The sequence below is a fragment of the Mycoplana sp. BE70 genome, from assembly GCF_031455855.1.
Lineage (GTDB): Bacteria > Pseudomonadota > Alphaproteobacteria > Rhizobiales > Rhizobiaceae > Mycoplana.
The window spans coordinates 32208-52633 of the sequence record NZ_JAVDTM010000012.1 but is presented as its reverse complement, the minus strand read 5'-3'; the positions used below and the strand labels follow the sequence as shown (position 1 = coordinate 52633).

At 63.4% G+C, this 20426-nt stretch carries 17 protein-coding genes; 12 read left to right on the top strand and 5 right to left on the bottom strand.

Annotated features, from left to right (window positions below):
* Nucleotides 1-101 precede the first annotated feature (101 nt).
* Nucleotides 102-1640, bottom strand: coding sequence for a sigma-54 dependent transcriptional regulator (locus tag J2Y48_RS20380; protein ID WP_310421677.1), 1539 nt, complete (start codon nt 1638-1640; stop codon nt 102-104).
* Nucleotides 1641-1793: 153 nt separating this feature from the next.
* On the opposite strand from J2Y48_RS20380, the gene J2Y48_RS20375 reads away from it, so the two are divergent.
* The 5 genes from J2Y48_RS20375 (at nt 1794) to J2Y48_RS20355 (ending at nt 7728) form a co-directional block, all read left to right on the top strand.
* Nucleotides 1794-3647, top strand: coding sequence for a M3 family oligoendopeptidase (locus J2Y48_RS20375; protein WP_310421674.1), 1854 nt, complete (start codon nt 1794-1796; stop codon nt 3645-3647).
* A gap of 23 nt (nt 3648-3670) precedes the next feature.
* A complete protein-coding gene (locus tag J2Y48_RS20370) occupies nt 3671-4828 on the top strand; it encodes an aminodeoxychorismate synthase component I (RefSeq protein ID WP_310421671.1) in 1158 nt (385 codons plus the stop codon).
* Nucleotides 4813-5496, top strand: a complete 684-nt coding sequence (locus J2Y48_RS20365) for an aminotransferase class IV family protein (RefSeq protein ID WP_310421668.1) — start codon at nt 4813-4815, stop codon at nt 5494-5496. The genes J2Y48_RS20370 and J2Y48_RS20365 overlap by 16 nt, the downstream gene beginning before the upstream one ends.
* 240 nt (nt 5497-5736) lie before the next feature.
* Complete coding sequence (locus tag J2Y48_RS20360; protein ID WP_310421665.1) at nt 5737-7188, top strand: homospermidine synthase; 1452 nt, start codon at nt 5737-5739, stop codon at nt 7186-7188.
* A gap of 174 nt (nt 7189-7362) precedes the next feature.
* Complete coding sequence (locus J2Y48_RS20355; protein ID WP_310421662.1) at nt 7363-7728, top strand: hypothetical protein; 366 nt, start codon at nt 7363-7365, stop codon at nt 7726-7728.
* A 27-nt stretch (nt 7729-7755) separates the two neighbouring features.
* Here the strand turns inward: J2Y48_RS20355 and J2Y48_RS20350 are convergent, their stop codons facing one another.
* Nucleotides 7756-8307 carry a GNAT family protein gene (locus tag J2Y48_RS20350; RefSeq protein ID WP_310421659.1) on the bottom strand — a complete coding sequence of 184 codons (552 nt, stop codon included), beginning with the start codon at nt 8305-8307 and terminating at the stop codon, nt 7756-7758.
* A 16-nt stretch (nt 8308-8323) separates the two neighbouring features.
* On the bottom strand, nt 8324-9100 hold the full coding sequence (locus J2Y48_RS20345) for a pseudouridine synthase (RefSeq protein ID WP_405030268.1): 777 nt from the start codon (nt 9098-9100) through the stop codon (nt 8324-8326).
* A gap of 275 nt (nt 9101-9375) precedes the next feature.
* Between J2Y48_RS20345 and J2Y48_RS20340 the strand changes: the two genes are divergently transcribed.
* The 4 genes from J2Y48_RS20340 to J2Y48_RS20325 all read left to right on the top strand — a co-directional run bounded on the left by J2Y48_RS20340 (nt 9376) and on the right by J2Y48_RS20325 (nt 13976).
* Nucleotides 9376-11223: a 5'-nucleotidase C-terminal domain-containing protein gene (locus J2Y48_RS20340; RefSeq protein WP_310421653.1), complete on the top strand. Its 1848-nt coding sequence runs from the start codon at nt 9376-9378 to the stop codon at nt 11221-11223.
* 130 nt (nt 11224-11353) lie between these two features.
* A complete protein-coding gene (hemH, locus tag J2Y48_RS20335; protein ID WP_310421649.1) occupies nt 11354-12385 on the top strand; it encodes a ferrochelatase in 1032 nt (343 codons plus the stop codon).
* Between the two features lie 124 nt (nt 12386-12509).
* Nucleotides 12510-13514 carry an SPFH domain-containing protein gene (locus J2Y48_RS20330; protein ID WP_310421977.1) on the top strand — a complete coding sequence of 335 codons (1005 nt, stop codon included), beginning with the start codon at nt 12510-12512 and terminating at the stop codon, nt 13512-13514.
* Between the two features lie 3 nt (nt 13515-13517).
* A complete protein-coding gene (locus tag J2Y48_RS20325; protein ID WP_310421646.1) occupies nt 13518-13976 on the top strand; it encodes an NfeD family protein in 459 nt (152 codons plus the stop codon).
* A 70-nt stretch (nt 13977-14046) separates the two neighbouring features.
* On the opposite strand, the gene J2Y48_RS20320 is transcribed toward J2Y48_RS20325, so the two are convergent.
* Nucleotides 14047-15042, bottom strand: a complete 996-nt coding sequence (locus tag J2Y48_RS20320) for a KpsF/GutQ family sugar-phosphate isomerase (RefSeq protein WP_310421642.1) — start codon at nt 15040-15042, stop codon at nt 14047-14049.
* A gap of 139 nt (nt 15043-15181) precedes the next feature.
* Between J2Y48_RS20320 and J2Y48_RS20315 the strand changes: the two genes are divergently transcribed.
* Nucleotides 15182-16669, top strand: coding sequence for an outer membrane beta-barrel protein (locus J2Y48_RS20315; RefSeq protein WP_310421639.1), 1488 nt, complete (start codon nt 15182-15184; stop codon nt 16667-16669).
* 87 nt (nt 16670-16756) lie between these two features.
* Here the strand turns inward: J2Y48_RS20315 and galU are convergent, their stop codons facing one another.
* Complete coding sequence (gene galU, locus J2Y48_RS20310) at nt 16757-17644, bottom strand: UTP--glucose-1-phosphate uridylyltransferase GalU (protein WP_310421635.1); 888 nt, start codon at nt 17642-17644, stop codon at nt 16757-16759.
* Between the two features lie 199 nt (nt 17645-17843).
* On the opposite strand from galU, the gene J2Y48_RS20305 reads away from it, so the two are divergent.
* Nucleotides 17844-19067 carry a lytic murein transglycosylase gene (locus tag J2Y48_RS20305; RefSeq protein ID WP_310421632.1) on the top strand — a complete coding sequence of 408 codons (1224 nt, stop codon included), beginning with the start codon at nt 17844-17846 and terminating at the stop codon, nt 19065-19067.
* Nucleotides 19068-19212: 145 nt separating this feature from the next.
* On the top strand, nt 19213-20415 hold the full coding sequence (locus J2Y48_RS20300; RefSeq protein ID WP_405030266.1) for a DUF459 domain-containing protein: 1203 nt from the start codon (nt 19213-19215) through the stop codon (nt 20413-20415).
* The last annotated feature ends 11 nt before the right edge of the window (nt 20416-20426 follow it).

Below are 20426 nucleotides of genomic sequence, written 5' to 3'. Positions count from 1 at the left end.
TCGCCACAGTCTCCAATACTCCCCAAATATAGTGAACGATCCACTAATAAGGGGTGAACGGCAACGGGAAAAACATGAGAAGGCTGAGAAATCAACCGAAATCAGGCGGCTTCCTTCAGCGGATTTTCGGGATCGATACCATAATCCTTCAGCTTTCGATAAAGCGTCGACCTGCCGATGCCCAGCTTCCGGGCGACCTGGCTCATCTGACCCCGATAGAACTTCAAGGCAAAGCGGATCAACTCTTCCTCGACATCAGCGAGCTTTCTCACCTGCCCACCGCGGTCGACGCTGGAAATCGTGTTTTCGTCAGCGGCGGGCGACTGTGATTCGGACGCCTCGCGCGGCCGGAAGTCTGGGTAGACCGAAGGCATGTCGACTTCCGCGGCCTTCCGGGAGAGCGGGACCGCTGCGGCCTCCCAGGAGACTGTTCCCGCTTCGGTCAGCTTGTAGCCCGGAACCTGCGTCGCGACCTGCGGAAAATCGGACGCCTGGAGCTCGGGCCCCTGCGCCAGGACGACCGCCCGGTAGATTGCGTTCTCCAATTGGCGGATGTTGCCCGGCCAGTCGAAGGCGGTCAGCAGCGCCATGGCGGCAGGAGAAAGCGTCAGCGGCGTGGCAAGCTTCTGCTCACCGGCGAAGCGCTCGACGAAGGAGCGGACGAGAACCGGAATGTCCTCCTTGCGCTTGCGCAGCGCCGGGATCGTGATCGGAAAGACATTCAGGCGGTAGTAGAGATCCTCGCGGAAGCGGCCCTCCTTCACCTCGGTGATCAGGTCCTTGTTCGTGGCGGAAATCAGCCGGACATTGACCTTCTGGGGCGAACGGGCGCCGACGGTCTCGATCTCGCCTTGCTGCACCGCCCGCAGCAGCTTGACCTGGACCTCGAGCGGGAGGTCGCCGATTTCGTCGAGAAAGATCGTTCCGCCGTCGGCCTCGGCAAATTTGCCGATATGCCGCTCTATCGCACCGGTGAAAGCGCCCTTCTCATGGCCGAACAGAATGCTCTCGACAAGGTTGTGCGGGATCGCGCCGCAGTTGACGGTGACGAAAGGCTTGTGGGCCCGGTCGCTTCCCGCTTGGATGGCGCGCGCGACCATTTCCTTGCCGACGCCGGACTCGCCTTCGATGACGACGGGAATGTTCGACTGGGCCGCCCGGCGGGCGAGATCGATGACGCGCAGCATTTCCGGGCTGGCCGACACGATGTCGTCGAACTGCACGGCCTCGCTGCGATGACGACGGCTCGGGCGGCCATGCGGGTCGCGCTGCTCCAGCTTCAGCGCGTTTTCGACCGCAACACCGAGCCTTTCCGGCGAAACCGGCTTTACGACGAAGTCGAACGCGCCGGCGCGCATGGCGATCACGACGGTTTCCAGCCCGCCCTGCCCCGTCTGCACGATCACCGGGATCGCGCTCTCGCGCTCGGCGAGTGCGCCCAAAAAGGCCGTGCCGTTCATTTCCGGCATCATCAGGTCGAGCAGGATCACACTGATCAGGCCGCCCTTTCGGTCGAGGACCTCCAGGCCGGCACGGCCATTCTCGGCCACGTGCGCCACATGGCCATTGCGCTCGATCATGTTCTTCAGAAGCCTGCGCTGGACAGGATCATCATCGATGACAAGAATGTGGGCAGCCATTGGAACCTCCTCGCCACGCGTCATGCGCAGTGTTGGCACAACAATACCGTTGGACCTTGGCACGAAGGGTTGAATATGCCGTTTTGAGAAAGGCTTGCATTTTAACCAACGAGGACGCAAGCAAGAGCGCCGCAATTACCGACGAGGCTTCCGATGTCCGCTTTGAACGTTTCGCCCGAGATTCATCATGCCACAGCCACGGCCGGCGCCATCGCCGGCGACCTCGGCGACCTGCCCAACTGGAACCTCGCAGACCTCTATGCCTCCCCGACCGCGCCGGAGTTCCGGGCCGATCTCGAAAGTGGGATGGCGAAGTCATTGGCTTTTGAGACCCGGTGGAAAGGCAAGCTCGATGACGCCGCGGGCAAGTCGGGCGCGGAGGGGATCGGCGCGGCCGTCAAGGAGTACGAGGCGCTGGAGGATTTGCTCGGCCGCGTCGCCTCCTACGCCGGCCTGACCTACTTCTCCGACACGACCGACCCGGCGAACGGCAAACTGTATGGCGACGTGCAAGCGAAGATCACCGACATCTCCGCGCATCTTCTATTTTTCGCCTTGGAAATGAACAGGATAGACGACAAGCGCCTCGCCGGAAGCCTGGAGCACGACGCCCTTGCCGCCCACTACCGGCCCTGGATCGAGGACCTGCGCAAGGACAAGCCGCACCAGCTCGACGATCGCACCGAACAGCTCTTCCTGGAAAAATCCATGACCGGGGCTGCGGCCTGGAACCGGCTGTTCGACGAGACGATGGCATCGCTACGCTACACGATTGACGGCGAGGAGGTGCCGTTGGAGGTGGCGCTGAACCTCTTGCAGGATGCGGACGGCGAGACCCGCAGGAAGGCAGCGATGGCGCTGGCGAAGACCTTCAAGGAGAACATCCGCACCTTCACGCTGATCACCAACACGCTCGCCAAGGACAAGGAAATCTCCGACCGCTGGCGCAGCTTCGAGGATATCGCCGATAGCCGGCATCTCGCCAACCGCGTCGAGCGGGAGGTCGTCGACGCGCTGGCCGCGGCGGTGCACCAGGCCTATCCGCGGCTGTCGCACCGCTACTATTCCATGAAAGCGAAGTGGCTCGGAATGGAACAGATGGAGTTCTGGGACCGCAACGCGCCGCTGCCGGAAACGCCGAACGCGCTGATCCCCTGGAGCGACGCGAAGGATACGGTGCTGTCGGCCTATAGCGCCTTCGCCCCGGAGATGGCGGCGATCGCCGGACGCTTCTTCGACGAGAACTGGATCGACGCGCCGGTGCGACCGGGCAAGGCGCCTGGCGCGTTCGCGCATCCGACGGTGCCATCGGCGCACCCTTATGTGCTCGTCAACTACATGGGCAAGCCGCGCGACGTGATGACGCTGGCGCACGAACTCGGCCATGGCGTGCACCAGGTGCTGGCCGGCGGCCAGGGTGCCTTGATGGCGTCGACGCCGCTGACATTGGCTGAAACGGCGTCCGTCTTCGGCGAAATGCTGACCTTCCGCAGCCTGCTCGACCAGACCAAGGACAAGCGCGAGCGCAAGGCGATGCTGGCGCAGAAGGTCGAGGACATGATCAACACGGTCGTGCGCCAGATCGCGTTTTACGAGTTCGAGCGCAAGGTCCACACCGCCCGCAAGGAGGGCGAACTGACGGCCGACCAGATCGGCGAATTGTGGCTGTCGGTACAGTCGGAAAGCCTCGGCCCGGCGATCCGCATCTCCGAGGGTTACGAGACCTACTGGGCCTACATTCCCCACTTCATCCATTCGCCCTTCTACGTTTACGCCTACGCCTTCGGCGACTGCCTTGTGAACTCGCTCTATGCGGTCTACCAGCAGGCCGAAAGCGGCTTCCAGGAAAAGTATTTCGAGATGCTGAAGGCTGGCGGCACCAAGCACCATTCTGAATTGCTGAAGCCGTTCGGGCTGGATGCCGCCGATCCGTCGTTCTGGAGCAAGGGGCTGTCGATGATCGAGGGACTCATCGACGAACTCGAGGCGCTTGATAAGGCTGCGTGAATCACCTGCCGAGAACCGATGAGATGACGGATCGAGAACGCTATGTGCTCCTGCGGGACGACCGCGAGGACCGGACCACGGTCTTCGCCGCCCCCTCCCGCGTGGTCACGGTTCGCAAGCGCGCGGATTTTGAGCCAGCGTTCAAGACGCTTCAGGCAGCGCATGACGAAGGACAATGGATCGCTGGCTTCATGAGCTACGAGGCGGGCCATCTGTTCGAGGAGAAGCTCGCGCCCTTTGCGATCGACAATCGTGAGACGCCGCTGATGAGCTTCGGCATTTTCGACGCACCGGCCGACGATCATCCCTTGGCGACGGCGAAGCAGCGCGTCGAGAACGAGCCCTTCGTCACCGAGCCGAAGGCTGAGTGGGACCTGGAGGCCTATCGCAGCCGCTTCGACCGCCTGCATCGGCACCTGCGCGAGGGCGACTGCTACCAGGCCAACCTGACGATGCCCATCCGCGCCCGCTGGAACGGCGACCCGGTGGCGGCCTTCTGGTCGCTGATCGAGCGCCAGCCGGTCAAATACGGCGCCCTCGTCTCGCTCGACGGTCCGATCCTGCTGTCGCGCTCGCCGGAACTGTTCTTCCGCGTCGACAAGGACGGCTGGATCGAGACGCATCCGATGAAGGGTACAGCGCCGCGCGGCGCCAATGCCGCCGAGGACGAGGCGATCGTGGCGGCGATGCTCGCCGATCCCAAGAGCCAGGCGGAAAACCGCATGATCGTCGATCTCTTGCGCAACGACATCTCGCGCGTCACCGAGGTCGGCACGCTGGAGGTGCCGAAGCTCTTCGCGATCGAGACCTACCCGACCGTGCACCAGATGGTCAGCCATGTGCGGGCGAAGCTGGTACCGGACACGACGATCCGCGACCTCTTTGCCGCCCTCTTTCCCTGCGGCTCGGTCACCGGCGCACCGAAGATGCGGGCGATGGAAATCCTGCACGACCTCGAGTCCGGCCCGCGCGACGCCTATTGCGGCGCGATCGGCCTGATCGCTCCGGACGGGACGATGCAATTCAACGTGGCGATCCGCACGCTTTCGCTGTTCGACGGCGGCGAGGCCGTCTTCAACGTCGGTGGCGGCATCGTCTTCGATTCCACGGCGGAGGCTGAGTACGAGGAGTGTCTGCTGAAAGCGCGGTTCGCGGTGGGAGACCAATGGATATCTCGCTGATCGAGACGCTGCGCTGGGAGCCGGGAGCCGGCTTCGTCCGGCTGGAGCGGCATCTGGCACGATTGCAGCGATCGGCGGAGGCGTTGGAGATTCTCGGCGCAGCAGAAGCGAGAGCGGCATTGATGGACGCCGCGTCGGCGATGCCCGGCTCGGAAGGTGAAACCAGCCACGGCTTCCCTGCAGGGTCAACCGGCGTGGCCGCCACGACATCGCCGCTGCGCGTCCGCCTCGAACTCTTCGCCGACGGCCGGATCGAGGTGAAGACAGCGCCGTTCGTACCACTCGCCGCGGATGCCCGCTGGATTGCGAAGGTCGCGACGACGCGGCTCGACTCCGCCAATCCGCTGCTCCGCTACAAGACCTCGCGCCGTAGCGTCTATGAGGCGGCGCGCGCCGAGTTCGCACCGGCCGAGGCGGACGAGGTCCTCCTCCTCAACGAGCGCCGTGAGGTGTGCGAGGGAACGATTACCTCGGTCTTTCTCGACGACGGCACCGGCGTTCTGAAGACGCCGCCGCTCGCCTGCGGCCTGCTCGCCGGCGTGCTGCGCGAGGAACTGCTGGAGACCGGCCGCGCCACGGAACAGCGCCTGCAGGTCGAAGACCTGTATCGCCATGCCGTCTTCGTCGGCAATTCGCTGCGCGGCCTGATCCCTGCGCAACTGGCCTGAACCTCAGCCTGTACCCCAATCGCGGTTCCGCCCCACCCTTCACTATCGCTCTCGGCCATTCCATCCGGACCGCCGGATCGAACCGGGCGAAGGCCCCGGTTGACAATTCAAACGCGAGGCTTCGTGCCCACTTTATTGTGACGGGATTCTGTGCTCTAGGCATTTTCATGCCGAAAACAGGGCCGTTGGGTCCTCTTTTTGCGACATCTGGCGCGCACTCCCGAAGGAGATCGAAGGAAAATGGCAGACACGACCTACCCGATTCATGGCGAAATTACAGGCCCGATCGTCATGATCGGCTTCGGCTCCATCGGCCGCGGCACGCTGCCGCTGATCGAACGGCATTTCAAGTACGACAAGAACCGCCTGATCGTCATCGAACCGCGCAAGGACGCTGCCGACGACGAGCTCTACGCCCGCCACGGTGTTCGCCATGTCGCCGAATTCGTGACGAAGAACAACTACAAGGAGCTGTTGAAGCCGTTGATTTCCGAAGGCGGCGGCCAGGCGTTCGTCGTCAACCTCTCGGTCGACACCGGCTCGGTCGACCTGATGAAGTTCTGCCGCAAGCACGACACACTCTACATCGACACGGTCATCGAGCCCTGGCTCGGCTTCTATTTCGACAAGAACATGAAGAACGCGGACCGCACCAACTACGCGCTTCGCGAGACGTTGCGCAAGGAGAAGGCGAAAAACCCGGGCGGCACGACGGCGGTTTCCACCTGCGGCGCCAATCCCGGCATGGTCTCCTGGTTCGTCAAGGAAGCGCTGGTCAACCTCGCCAATGATCTCGGCATCAAGCATGACGTGCCTGCGCAGGACGATCGCGAGGGCTGGGCAAAGCTGATGAAGAAGGTCGGCGTCAAGGGCATCCATATCGCCGAGCGCGATACCCAGCGCGCCAAGCGGCCGAAGCCGCTCGACACCTTCTGGAACACCTGGTCGGTGGAAGGCTTCATCTCCGAGGGCCTGCAGCCGGCCGAGCTCGGTTGGGGCACCCATGAAAACTGGATGCCGAAGAACGCCAAGAAGCAAAAGAAGGGCTGCAAGGCGGCGATCTACCTGGAGCAGCCCGGCGCCAACACGCGCGTGCGCACCTGGTGCCCGACGCCGGGTCCGCAATACGGTTTCCTCGTCACCCACAACGAGTCGATCTCGATTGCCGACTTCTTCACCGTCCGCGACAAGGACGGCGATGTCACCTATCGCCCGACCTGCCACTACGCCTATCATCCGTCGAACGACGCCGTGCTGTCGCTGCACGAGATGTTCGGCAACGGCGGCAATGCCCAGCCGGTCCACCACGTCCTGGATGAAGACGAGCTTGTCGACGGCGTCGACGAACTCGGCGTCCTGCTCTACGGCCACGACAAAAACGCCTACTGGTACGGCTCGCGCCTGTCGCTGGAGGAAACCCGCCGCATCGCCCCCTACCAGAACGCCACCGGCATGCAGGTCACCTCGGCTGTTCTCGCCGGCATGGCCTGGGCGCTTGAGAACCCCAAGGCCGGCATCGTCGAGACCGACGAGATGGACTACCGGCGCTGCCTCGAGGTCCAGCGTCCCTATCTCGGTCCGATCGAGGGCCACTACACCGACTGGACCCCGCTGGACGGCCGCCCGGGCCTGTTCCCGGAGGACCTCGACACGAAGGATCCGTGGCAGTTCCGGAACGTCCTGTTCCGCTGATCGTCCGCATCAGACACAGCTGTTACGAACGCCCGCGGCGAGCCGCGGGCGTTTCGTTTTGGCACGGATAACCTGTCGCCACAGCCGCCTTTCTCTTGCATTCACCAACTGTTCACGGCATGGTCTGGCAATATTTTCAACGCCATATCGTTGGGCAAGGCTATGGAGAACCCCATGAAACCCTTGATCTTTGCTTCCCTGCTTGCGGCTGGCGCGACACTCGCCTCGTGCCAGTCGTACGACCGCGCGCCGGTGCGACAGGTCGCGCAGGCGCCGCAGGGCGTGGAAGGGTCATGGGTCGATGCGAACGGCCTGATCTCGACCTTCTCCGCGGGCCAGTTCGCGACGAGGACGACGGATACCAACACGACAATGGCGACCGGCACCTATGTCACCCAGCCAAACGGGCTGATCGAGATCAGCCTCTACTCCAACATTTCCAAGTCCGCTTCGAAGGCGAACTGCTCGCTCGTCACGCCGCGCCAGTTGAACTGCACCTCGGGCTCGGGCGCCCAGTTCACGCTGAACCGCCAGGGCTGAAGCGCTTCGGCGGTTCACAACTCGGCCCTAGGGCACCACAACGTCACCCGCTGCCGATGCACGGATGACGTTGTACTCTTCGCGCAGCAGAGCAAGGATCGCCGTATCCCACCGCTCTTCGCCAACCTTGACCGATGACCGCCGCACGCCCTCCTCGACAAAGCCAAGCCGACGATATGCCGCGATTGCAGCGGTGTTGAAGGTGTAGACGTTCAGTTCCAGCCGCACGAACGCTTCCTGCGCGAACACGCGGTCGATGACCTGCCGCAGAAACGGCTGCGCAAGCCGTTTGCCGCGATAGGCGGGGCTCACGGCCACGCGGGCAAGCCGCGCGACACCATGCTGCCAGTCGAGCACCACTTGCGCGTGGGCAGCCACCGTTCCCCCGACCAGACCCGAGCACATCCATCGGCCGGGAGCCGCGCCCTCCGTCTCCTGCTGCATCTGTGCGAATTGTGCCGGATCGAGCGGGAAACGCATATCCTGACCGGCCCACTGAACGACCGATGCCTCGTCGGAAAACCAGTTGCGCAGTACCTCGAAGTCAGAGGTGAGATAGGGCCGGAGCAGAACGGTCATTGGTCCCCCTAGAAGGTCAGCTGGGTTTCATCCCCGTTCGCGATTTCAGCGCCCGGATCTCTGCTTCCGTCAGATGCCGCGCGCTGCCTTTTGGCAGGTCACCCAGGATCAGGTCGCCGATCGCCACCCGGATGAGCCGCAGGACTTCCAGGCCGATGACTTCCAGAATCCGCCGGATCTGCCGGTTCTTGCCCTCGTCCAGTTCCACTTCCAGCCAGCAGTTCTTCTCGCCGGACCGTAGCACGCGGACAGCGGAGGCCTGCAACGCCTCCCCATCCTGGACGACACCGGACAGCATGCGCTGCAAGTCCTCGTCGGACGGAATTCCGCTGACCTGGACATGGTAGAGCTTGCCGACATGCGTCTCAGGGTCGAGCAGGCGCTGGGCGAACGCCGTATCGTTGGTGAAGAGAAGCAGTCCCTCGCTTGCCTTGTCGAGGCGGCCGACGGGCGAGACGAAGGGCAGGTTCAGGTCCTTCAGGCAATCGAAAACTGTCGGGCGGCCTTGGGGATCGGATCGCGTCGTGACCAGCCCGCGCGGCTTGTTCAACGCCAGATAGACCTTGTCATTGACCTCGAGTGCCTGGCCATCCAGCTCGATCCCGTCGCGCGCCAGATCGACCCAGGTGTTCGGATCGATCACCTTGCGCCCGTTGACGCGAGCACGGCCTGCCGCAATGAAGGCCTCCGCCTGCGTGCGCGAGCAGATACCGAGCTTCGAGAAAGCACGCTGCAAGGTGACTTTTCCGGTGTTGCGGGGGCTCTTGCCGCGCAATTCAATCGCTCCAGCTATGACGTTCGGGCGCTGTCGGCAGCGCCACAGACGAGAGTGCGATGCCCCCCGCCAGACCGTCGGACTAACAGATTGGGTCATGCCCGTCCATCTCGGCTGGCCGCGTGGCGTTGGCCACCCGCCTTAACCGTCTTCCCAAGCCTTTTCATCGCTTGCGGCTTTCCCTCTTGAAGTTCTTTGGATGTAATGGAAGCATCCGTTCGCGCGGAAGACGTGACCGCCCACCCATGAGGGGCCAGGAAGCGGCCGTTCCGCCTGACCAGGAGAGCACGTCCATGACTTCAGTCCGCATCAGCCTGCTGGCCGCTTCCCTGATTGCCTTTTCCGGGGGAACTGCCTTTGCCGACTATGAACTCGACATCCTCCATATCAACGACCTGCATTCCCGCATCGAGCCGATCAACAAGTTCGACTCCACCTGCTCGGCGGAGGAGGAAGGCAAGAACGAGTGCTTCGGCGGCGTGGCGCGGCTGAAGACCGCAATCGACACGCAGCGCCAGACGCTGGCCGGCAAGAACGTGCTGCTGCTGAACGCCGGCGACAATTTCCAGGGCTCGCTGTTCTACACCACCTACAAGGGCGCAGCCGAAGCCGAGTTCCTCAACCTGATGAAGTTCGACGCGATGACCGTCGGCAACCATGAGTTCGACGACAGCGAGGATGGGCTGGCCGCCTTCCTCGACAAGGTGCAGTTTCCCGTGGTGACGGCCAACGTCGCCGCCGGCGCCAGCTCGAAGCTCGGCGACCGGATTAAGCCGTTCATCGTGCTCGAGGTCGGCGGCCAGAAGATCGGCATCGTCGGGGCCGTTGCAAACGACACCGACGAGATTTCCTCGCCCGGCCCGAACGTTTTGATCGGCAACGACGTCGCCGACATCACCGCGGCGGTCGCGGAGGTCAAGAAGCAGGGCGTCGACAAGATCATCGCCCTGACCCATGTCGGCTACCCGCGCGATCTCGCCGCGATCGCCAAGATCCCGGACGTGGACGTGGTGGTCGGCGGCCATTCGCACAGCCTGCTTTCCAACACCGACGAGAAGGCCGAAGGCCCCTACCCGACCATGGTCGACAATCCCGGCGGCTACAAGGTTCCGGTCGTGCAGGCCGGCGCCTATACGAAGTACCTCGGCAACCTGAAGGTCGTGTTCGACGATCATGGCGTGGTCAAGGAGGCCAAGGGCGATCCGATCCTGCTCGACGGCAGCTTCAAACCGGATGAAGCGGTCGTCGCCCGCGTCAAGGAACTGGCCGGGCCGATCGAGGAGATGAAGGCGAAGATCGTCGCCGAGACCGCCGCGCCGATCGACGGATCGCGGGAGAGCTGCAGGGTCGGCGAATGCCAGATGGGCAACCTCGTCGCCGACGCTCTCGTCGACCGCACCAAGGGCCAGGGCGTAACCGCCGCAATCACCAATGGCGGCGGGCTGCGCGCCTCGATCGACGGCGGACCGGTCACGATGGGCGAAGTGGTGACGGTGCTGCCGTTCCAAAACACCCTCTCCACCTTCCAGTTGAAGGGCGCGGACCTGGTGACGGCGCTGGAGAACGGCCTGGGCCAGATCGAGGAGGGCGCCGGTCGCTTCCCGCAGGTCGCCGGCATGAAAATCTCCTTCGACAAGTCGAGGCCAGCCGGCAGCCGCGTCGTCTCCGTCGAGATGAAGCAAGGCGACGCCTTCGTGCCGCTCGACCCGGCCAAGGTCTACACACTCGCCTCGAACAACTACATGCGCGCCGGCGGCGACGGCTACAAGGTCTTCGCCACCGGGGCGACGAACGCCTACGACTACGGCCCGACGCTCGATCAGGTGGTGGCGGACTATCTGGCCGCAAACCGGCCGTACAAGCCCTATACTGACGGGCGCATCATCCCCATCGTGGCCGCGACGGCCGGAACAGCGACGGATGCTGCAGCGGGCACAACGGCGCCCGGCGCCGAAACGCCGGCGACGCAGGCCGCTTCCGGCACGACGAAGCACGTCATCGTTCACGGCGACACGCTCTGGGACATCGCCAAGTCGGCCTATGGCGAAGGCCACCTTTGGAGGAAGATCTCCGAGGCGAACGGTAACCCGAGACCACGTGCCCTCAAGATTGGATCCGAGCTGCAGGTCCCGGCCAAATAAAGGGACAAATTGTCTCCACCATTTCAGCCGGTCCGGGCTTTCCCGGGCCGGCATTTCTTTTTAGAACACTCCCAGATTTAATGGCCGACAATTTTGGCCGCCCGAATAATGAGCCCGAACAGGACCGAACATGCAAACCGCCGCTCCAAAGCCCGCCGATCACCCGCCCGCCAAGCACGGAAAGGTCGGCATCCTGCTCGTCAACCTCGGAACGCCGGACGGAACCGACTACCGCTCCATGCGGCGCTACCTGAAGGAATTCCTGACCGATACACGCGTGATCGAGTGGCCGAAGCTCGTCTGGTATCCGATCCTGTTCGGCATCGTCCTGAACAAGCGCCCCCAGAAGGTTGGCAAGGCCTACGAACTGATCTGGAACAAGGAGAGGAACGAGAGCTATCTCCGCACCTACACGCGCAATCAGGCCGAACTGATGGCGCAGTCCTTTGCCGATCATCCGCAGATCGTCGTCGATTGGGCCATGCGCTACGGCCAGCCGTCGATCGCCTCGCGTATGGAATATCTGCAGAAGGAAGGCTGCGAGCGCATCCTCGTCTTCCCGCTCTATCCGCAGTATGCCGCCGCCACCACCGCCACCGTCAACGATAAGGCTTTCGAAGCGCTTCTGAAGATGCGTTGGCAACCGGCGGTTCGCACCGTGCCGCCCTATCACGACGATCCGGCCTATATCGATGCGCTCGCAACCTCGATAAATACCCATCTCGCCGGTCTCGACTGGGAGCCTGAGGTGGTCCTTGCCTCCTTCCACGGCATTCCCAAGAGCTACTTCGACAAGGGCGACCCCTACTACTGCCAGTGTCAAAAGACCGCGCGGCTGTTGCGCGACAGGCTCGGCTGGTCGAAGGAGAAACTTCAGGTCACGTTCCAGTCACGCTTCGGCCCGGAGGAATGGCTGCAGCCCTACACCGACAAGACAGTCGAGAAGCTGGCACAGGACGGCGTCAAGCGCATCGCCGTGATCAACCCGGGCTTCGTCTCGGACTGCCTGGAAACGCTCGAGGAAATCGCCGGCGAGGCGGGTGAGAGTTTCCTTCACAACGGCGGCGAGAAATTCACGCACATCCCATGCCTCAACGACGGCCCCGAGGGGATGGCGGTGCTGGAGACCGTCGTCCGCCGCGAGCTTGCCGGCTGGTTCTGACGAAGGCCACGGGGCGCAAGCCCCTTCGGCTCGAGGGCTCCAAACACCTTGCAAAATGCGCTGGTCTTGTCGCACGGATTGCGTAGAGTGACGCGAAACCGAGCGTTAGGGGCGTTGCATGTCGTTGGATGGGTTGGATATTTTCGTCATTGCCGTGGTGGTTCTGGTCCTCTGGCTGCTGTTTGCCGGGATCAAGACGGTACCGCAGGGCTATCAATACACGGTAGAGCGCTTCGGTCGTTACACGCGCACGCTCCAGCCGGGGCTCAACATCATCATTCCGTTCTTCGACAAGATCGGCGCGCGGATGAACGTGATGGAGCAGGTGCTGGAGGTGCCCACCCAGGAGGTGATCACCCGCGACAACGCCAGCGTTGCCTCCGATGCCATCGCCTTCTACCAGGTGCTGAACGCCGCGGAGGCCGCCTATCAGGTCGCCCATCTCGAGCACGCGATCCTGAACCTGACGATGACCAACATCCGTTCCGTCATGGGCTCGATGGATCTCGACGAACTGCTCTCCAATCGCGACAAGATCAACGACCGGCTGCTGCACGTCGTCGACGAAGCGGCCAAGCCCTGGGGCGTGAAGATCACCCGCGTCGAGATCAAGGACATCGCCCCGCCGAAGGATCTGGTCGAATCCATGGCGCGCCAGATGAAGGCGGAGCGGGACAAGCGCGCGCAGGTGCTGGAAGCGGAAGGCTCGCGCAACGCCCAGATCCTCAGAGCCGAAGGCGCCAAGCAGTCGGCGATCCTGCAGGCGGAAGGCCAGCGCGAAGCCGCCTTCCGCAACGCCGAGGCGCGCGAGCGACTGGCAGAGGCCGAGGCCAAGGCGACGAAGATGGTCTCCGAGGCGATCGCCGCCGGCAATGTGCAGGCGGTCAACTACTTCGTCGCGCAGAAATATACGGAGGCACTGGCGACCGTCGGCAGCGCACCGAACTCCAAGGTCGTGCTGATGCCGATGGAGGCGTCGTCGCTGATCGGTTCGCTCGGCGGCATCGGTGCGATCGCGAAAGAGGTTTTCGGCGACGGCCCGGCGACGGCGCCCAACCGGCCGCGCCAGTCGACGCCCACCACAGGCGGCACCGCCCGCAATCCGTTCGATACCACGAGGGAAAGCTGAGCCATGATCGCCCGCATCGTCGCAGAACTGGGACCCTGGGCGTGGTGGGTGCTCGGCATCGTGCTGCTGATCCTCGAGGTGCTGATGCCCGGCGTGTTCCTCGTCTGGATCGGCGTTGCGGCGATCATCACCGGCGCGCTCTCGCTGCTCCTTTGGACGGTCGGCTGGTGGATCTGGCAGGTGCAGTGGCTGCTTTTTGCGGCTCTGTCGATCGCGGCCGTCCTCGTCGGGCGACGCCTCGTGCTGTCGAATGCAAAACGCACCGACGAACCTTTCCTCAACCAGCGCGCCCAGAGCCTCGTCGGCCGCACCGCCACGCTCGAGCAGCCGATCCTGGAAGGCCGCGGGCGCATTCGCCTCGACGATACGATGTGGAGCGTGCAGGGACCGGACCTGCCGGCAGGCACGCGCGTGCGCGTGGTGGCGAGTTCGGGTCGCGACCTGACTGTCGAGCCGGCATAGGCCAGAAAACAAAAAGCCCGCCCCGTCAGATGCCGTGGGCGGGCTCTTTCAAAGCAGAGTAGTTAAGCGATCAGGCGACGCCGATCCGCAGCAGGTCGTGGAAGTGGACGATCCCCACCGGCGTCGCCGTCTCGTCGGTGACGATCAGCGCCGAAATGTTGTGCTGGTTCAGAAGGCCAAGCGCAGCGGTCGCGAGCGTCGTCGGGCGCACCGTCTTGGGCGTCCGCGTCATGATGTCGTCAACATCCAACTCAGCGAGATTGCGCGACAGGTTGCGGGCGATGTCGCCATCGGTGACAATACCGATGAGCTTGCCGTTGTCATCGATCACACCGACGCAACCGTAGTGCTTCTGCGACAGCAACAGGACGGCGGCGGGCATGGATGTGCCTAGCGGCACGAGCGGCATGTTCTCGCCGCTGTGCATGATGTCGCCGACATGGGTCAGGCTGGCCCCCAGCTTGCCGCCCGGATGGAAGGTCTTGAAATCGGTGGCCGTAAAGCCACGTGCTTCCAGGAGCGCCACCGCCAACGCATCGCCGATAGCAAGCTGCATCAGGGTGGAGGTGGTCGGCGCGAGCCCGTGCGGGCAGGCTTCCTGCTCCTTGGGGAGCAACAGGACGATGTCGGACTCGCGCGCAAGGGCGGATCTTTCACCGGCCGTGATCGCGATGAGCGGGATCGAGAAGCGGCGGGTATAGGAGATGATCCCCTGCAACTCCGCACTTTCACCGCTCCAGGACATCCCAAGCACCACGTCGTCCGAGGAAATCATGCCGAGATCGCCGTGGTTGGCTTCTACCGGATGGACGAAGAACGCCGGCGTTCCGGTGGACGCAAAGGTTGCGGCCAGCTTCGATCCGATATGGCCGGACTTGCCGACGCCGGTGACGATCACACGCCCCTTGATGCCCGCGACCACGCGCACGGCATCGCAGAAGGGCTCGTGCAACGGGCCGGAAAGCGCGCGCGACAACGCATCCAGGCCGGCGCGCTCGGTTTCCACGGTGCGGATCGCAGAAGCGATTGCGCCGCTGCTTTCTACAAGTGCTAGTTTCCTGATCATGCGCCTCGTTAGCGTTTTTGCTTTTCGATGTCCATGCATCCACGTGCATCCACCCGGTAAATTAGCTGCCGGGTCGGAAACCAAACGTTAACTACAAGCCTTTACGTTCGGTTAGGAATTCGATGAATCCGCGAAAGCCATGCCTTATCCGCACAGCAAATCTCTACGGGCGCAACCAGCCCAGTTGCCGCGCCGCGTAGCCGGCTTGCTGCTTGCCGGCACGATGCTGGCCGCATGGCCGGCTCTGGCCCAGGAGGCCGCGACGATCGTCCCCGGTACGGACGCGGCGGCAACGCCTACGCGCCAGGACCCGCTTGTCGCGGAACCAGCCACACAGGCAACGCCCCAGGACAGCCCCGCCGCGACCACCAGGACAACGCCGGCTACCCCGCTGGCCTTGGTCGATGGGGAGGACGTCACCGGCTCCGCAACCGAAATTGGTCGGCAGAACCTGCCGGTCCCCTCGATCGATGGACTTCGAACCGCCACGGCTCCGTGGAGCGACGAGCCGCCCGGCATGCGCTTGGGCACGTTCATCCTCCGGCCCACGATTGCCCAGGGTATCGGCTATGAGCGCACCAAGACCGGCGACGACGTCCAGACGCGCTCGTTTTCGACGACGACCTTGCGCGGCATTCTGGTTTCCGACTGGTCCCTGCACCAGTTGACGATCGGCGGAGCTGGAACCTTCGAGAAGAACTTCTCCGGCGGCAACAACACCGAGCCGGAGGCGAATGTCGACGCCGACCTGAGACTCGACCTATCGGCCGACACCACCGCCAACCTCACCGCCGGCTACAGTCTCGAGCGGGAGGATGCGGCCGACCCCAATGCGATCGCGAATGCCGAGGAGCAGTCAGCGGTGCAGACTTTCCGGGGCGGGGCTAGCATCCAGCGCGATTTCGGGCTGATCCGCGGCACGCTGGGAGCAGACATCGAACGCACGACCTATGGCGACGTCGAGCTCTCCAACGGCTCGGAGCTTTCCCAGAGTGACCGCAACAACACCGAGGGAGTCCTGACCGGTCGGATCGGCTACGAGGTCTCGCCGGCCCTCATTCCCTTCATCGAAGCCGCCATCGGCCGTGTTCGCTATGACGACGCGCGTGATTCCGCAGGCTTCGCGCGCTCGGGCGACGTCTACGCCGCCCGCACCGGGGTGGAGCTCGATCTTGGCGAGAAGCTGCGCGGCGAGTTCGCGCTCGGCTACGACCGCGAGACCTATGACGACGAGAGGCTGAAGACCATCAACGCCTTCAGCGTCGACGGATCGATGGACTGGTCGCCCCAGCGCGGCACGAACGTCAACCTCGGCCTTCGAACGTCGATCGAACCGTCCACGACACCGGGTGAAAGTGGATACATTTCCTATCTCGCGAGCGCCGACATCACGCACGAAATGCGCAGCAATGTCGTCGCGCGCCTCGCGGGTTCCTATGAGTGGCGCGACTTCCCGACCTCCGCTGCATCAAACCAGAACGTCTACATCATCGGCACGGGGTTGACCTGGGGCCTGAACCGCTATCTGGCGCTGAGTGGGGACGTATCGTACGAATTGACGGCTCCGGAGACGGGCGCGAACACCGGAGTGACCCGCGCCGGCCTTGGATTGGTGCTGCGTCGCTAGCAAGTCCGCGCTTCCAATCGGACGCGCGGACTTTTGCCAACAAGCGCAGCCCAAAGCCTATTTGAGACTTTGGGGTGCGCGGTCGGATTACCTCAGGCTCTTCAGCAAGGTCATCAACGGCTCTTCCACTGCGGGGCGGATGTCGGCGCGTGCAAGAGCGAAGGCGACGTTGGCGAGGATGAACCCATCCTTGGCACCGCAGTCATAGGTCTCGCCGCGGAAATGATAGGCGGCGAACGGCTGCTCTTTCAGGAGTTTCACCATCGCATCCGTCAGCTGGATCTCATTGCCGGCGCCGCGCTCCTGCGTTGCGAGGATGGAGAAGATCTCCGGCTGGAGGATGTAGCGGCCGTTGATGAAGAAGTTGGAAGGTGCGGTTCCAGGCGCCGGCTTTTCCACCATCTGCGTGATCCGGTGGCCGTTGCCGACCTCGCTGCCGATGCCGACGATGCCGTACTTGTGGGTCTGGTCCGGCGCACACTCTTCCACGCCAACGACGTTACCGCCGTCATGCTCGTAGAGTTCGACCATGCTTGCCAGGCACCCCTTCGGCGCCTTCATGATCATGTCCGGCAGCAGCAGTGCGAACGGCTCGTTGCCGACGAGATCGCGCGCGCACCAGACCGCATGGCCAAGGCCCAGCGGCTCTTGCTGGCGGGTGAAGCTGGTGGAACCTGCCACCGGCAGGATACGCTCGAGCAGCGTCAGTTCGGCGGTCTTGTTGCGCTGGCGCAGCGTCTGTTCCAGCTCGACCTGGATGTCGAAATAGTCCTCGATGACGGCCTTGCTGCGCCCCGTGACGAAGATCAGGTGCTCGATTCCGGCCTCCAGTGCCTCATCGACCACATACTGGATCACCGGCTTGTCGACGACGGTCAGCATTTCCTTCGGCACGGCCTTGGTTGCAGGCAGGAACCGTGTCCCGAGCCCCGCGACCGGGAACACCGCTTTGCGCACCTTGCGTTTTTCAGCCATCATAAACCTCTTGATTGGCCTCCGTTCATCGGAGGCGCGTTTCCCGCATTAGTTTCAATTTGCTATCAATTTGCAAAGAGAGACGTAGGTGGAATTCCATGGTAAAGAATTTGTTGACTTCATGTCTGTAGGCTGAGCTTTCCACCGGAAGCTTAACGCTCCGCCCGATCGATTGTTCGAAAGACGGAACCAACGACCGATGTATCAGCTTAGCAAGTCCAGGCTCCTTCGCTCCACCCTCGCCCTGTTCGTCTCCGCGACACTTCTGGCCTCGCCGACCGCCGCCCGGGCCGACTCGGGCTTCCAACAGTGGATCGCCGATTTCTACGCTACAGCGGCAAAGAGCGGCATAAGCAAGGCAACCTATCAGCAAGTCTTTTCCGGCGTCAGGACACCGGATCCCGAGGTGCTAGAGAAGGCGGCCTACCAGCCGGAATTCAAGCACAAGATCTGGGACTACCTCGATTCCCGCGTGAATCCCTACACCGTGAAAGTCGGCCAGGAAATGGCCCGGAAACATGCGCGCACGCTGGCCGCGGTCGAGCGGCACTATGGCGTTGACCGCAACATCCTGCTCGCCATCTGGTCGATGGAGACGAACTACGGCGCGGTGCTGTCCAAGGACGACAAGTTGCACTACGTGCCCCGGGCATTGGCGACGCTCGCCTACGCCGATCCGAAGCGGGCGAAATTCGCGCGCACGCAGTTGATCGCCGCGCTGAAGATCGTCCAGAACGGCGACATCCCCGCCCGCGAGATGACCGGTTCCTGGGCCGGTGCCATGGGCCATACCCAATTCATCCCGTCGAGCTACCTGCTCTATGCGGTCGATGCCGACGGCAACGGCCATCGCGACATCTGGAACTCGGTGCCGGACGCGCTGGCGACGGCGGCGAACCTGTTGCACAAGAACGGCTGGCAGCCGGGCAAGACCTGGGGCTACGAGACCGTCGTTCCGAACGGCGGCGGCGCCTACGAAGGTCAGACCAAAACACTCGCGCAGTGGCAGAAGCTCGGCTTCCTCCGCCCCGGCGGCAAGGGCTTCAAGAATGGCGGCGACCGCGCGGAGCTCCTGATGCCCGGCGGCGCCAATGGGCCCGCCTTCCTGATGACGCGCAACTTCTTCGTCATCAAGCGCTACAACGCCTCGAACTCCTATGCCATGGGCGTGGGCATGCTGGCTGATCAGCTTGCCGGCTATGGCGGCGTAAAGCAGCGCTGGCCGCGGCCTGAGGGCACGCTCGACATTGCCGAGAAGTTCGAGTTGCAATCCCGCCTCAAGGAGCTCGGCTACTATGACGGCGAGGTCGACGGCAACCTCGGATCCGGCTCAAAGGCGGCCATCCAGGCCGTCCAGAGTCGCCTCGGCCTGACGACGGACGGCCAGCCGAGCACGGCCCTGCTGAACGCCCTGCGAAAATAACCTTACCGGCATCGCCAATCGGAATTCGGGCGCCCTTGCGGCGCCCGAATCATATCGCGGGCTTTCGCGAACGCGATCTATTTGCCATCATCATGCCATGACGGCGTCTGAGCATCATGCCGACCGAACAGGATCCTGACCGCGAATGCGACGATTACGCCGATTGCTTTTGTTGCTGACTTGTCTGGCGATCGCCGTGCCGCCGGTGGCTGTCTATTCGGATGCCGTTGCGCAGGAGCGGGTCCAGCGCCGCACGGTGCTCGATCTTCTGTTCGGCGGCTTCGGATTCGGGCGCCGGGCCCAGCAGCAGCCGAACTACCAGCAGCGCCAGCAGCAGCATCGGCCGCAGACGAGAAGCGAGAAGCCCAAAACAAAGAAGAAGGTGCCGCCGGCCATTGCTGTTCCCGAGCCGGTCGTGGTGGCGAAACTGCCGGACGCACGCAAGGTGCTCGTCGTCGGTGATTTCATCGCCAGCGGAATCGGCGACGGCCTGACGGAGGCGTTTACGGAGATGCCCGGTGTCGCGATCGAGGCGCGCACGAACGGCTCGTCCGGCCTTGTGCGGCAGGACTACTACAACTGGCAGACCGAACTGCCGGCGTTGATCGATGAAATCAAGCCGGCCGTCGTGGTGCTGAGCCTCGGCGCTAATGACCGACAAATGATGACGATCGGCGGCAGTAAGGAGAAGTTCCGCAGCGAAGCGTGGTCGAAGGAGTACGAACAGCGCGTAGCGGCCCTCTCATCCTTCGTGCTGGAAAAGAAAGTCCCGCTAATGTGGGTTGGCATGCCGGCTTTCCAGACAACCTCGATGACAGCTGACATGTCGGCCTTCAACACGATCTATCGCGGCACCGTCGAAAAGACCGGAGGCACCTTCGTCGACATCTGGGACGGCTTCGTTGACGAGAGCGGCAAGTTCGTTGTCACCGGGTCGGACATCAACGGCCAGCAGGTGCGTTTGCGCGGCTCCGACGGCGTATCGATGACGAAGGCCGGCAAGCGCAAGATGGCGTTCTATGTCGAGAAGGAGATCCGCCGCATTCTCGGCGACGCGATGACCATTGGTCAGCCACAGGGCGGCGAAGCCGTGTCGAACCTGGTCGTGACCACTCCGACCGATGCCGCCGACATCGTCCGCACGCAGCCGATCAGCCTGACCGATCCGGCGCTCGACGGCGGCACGGTGCTCCTCGGCGGCTCCGCACTCGACAAGGGCAGCGGCCGCAGCCCGCGCGACAAGATGATACAGAAGGGCGAATTCGCCGCCGCTCCCGAAGGCCGGGTGGACGACTTCCGGCTGGACAAGCGGCCGCAGCCGATCGACCCGCAAAAGGCCACCAACTGACCAGGACAGGA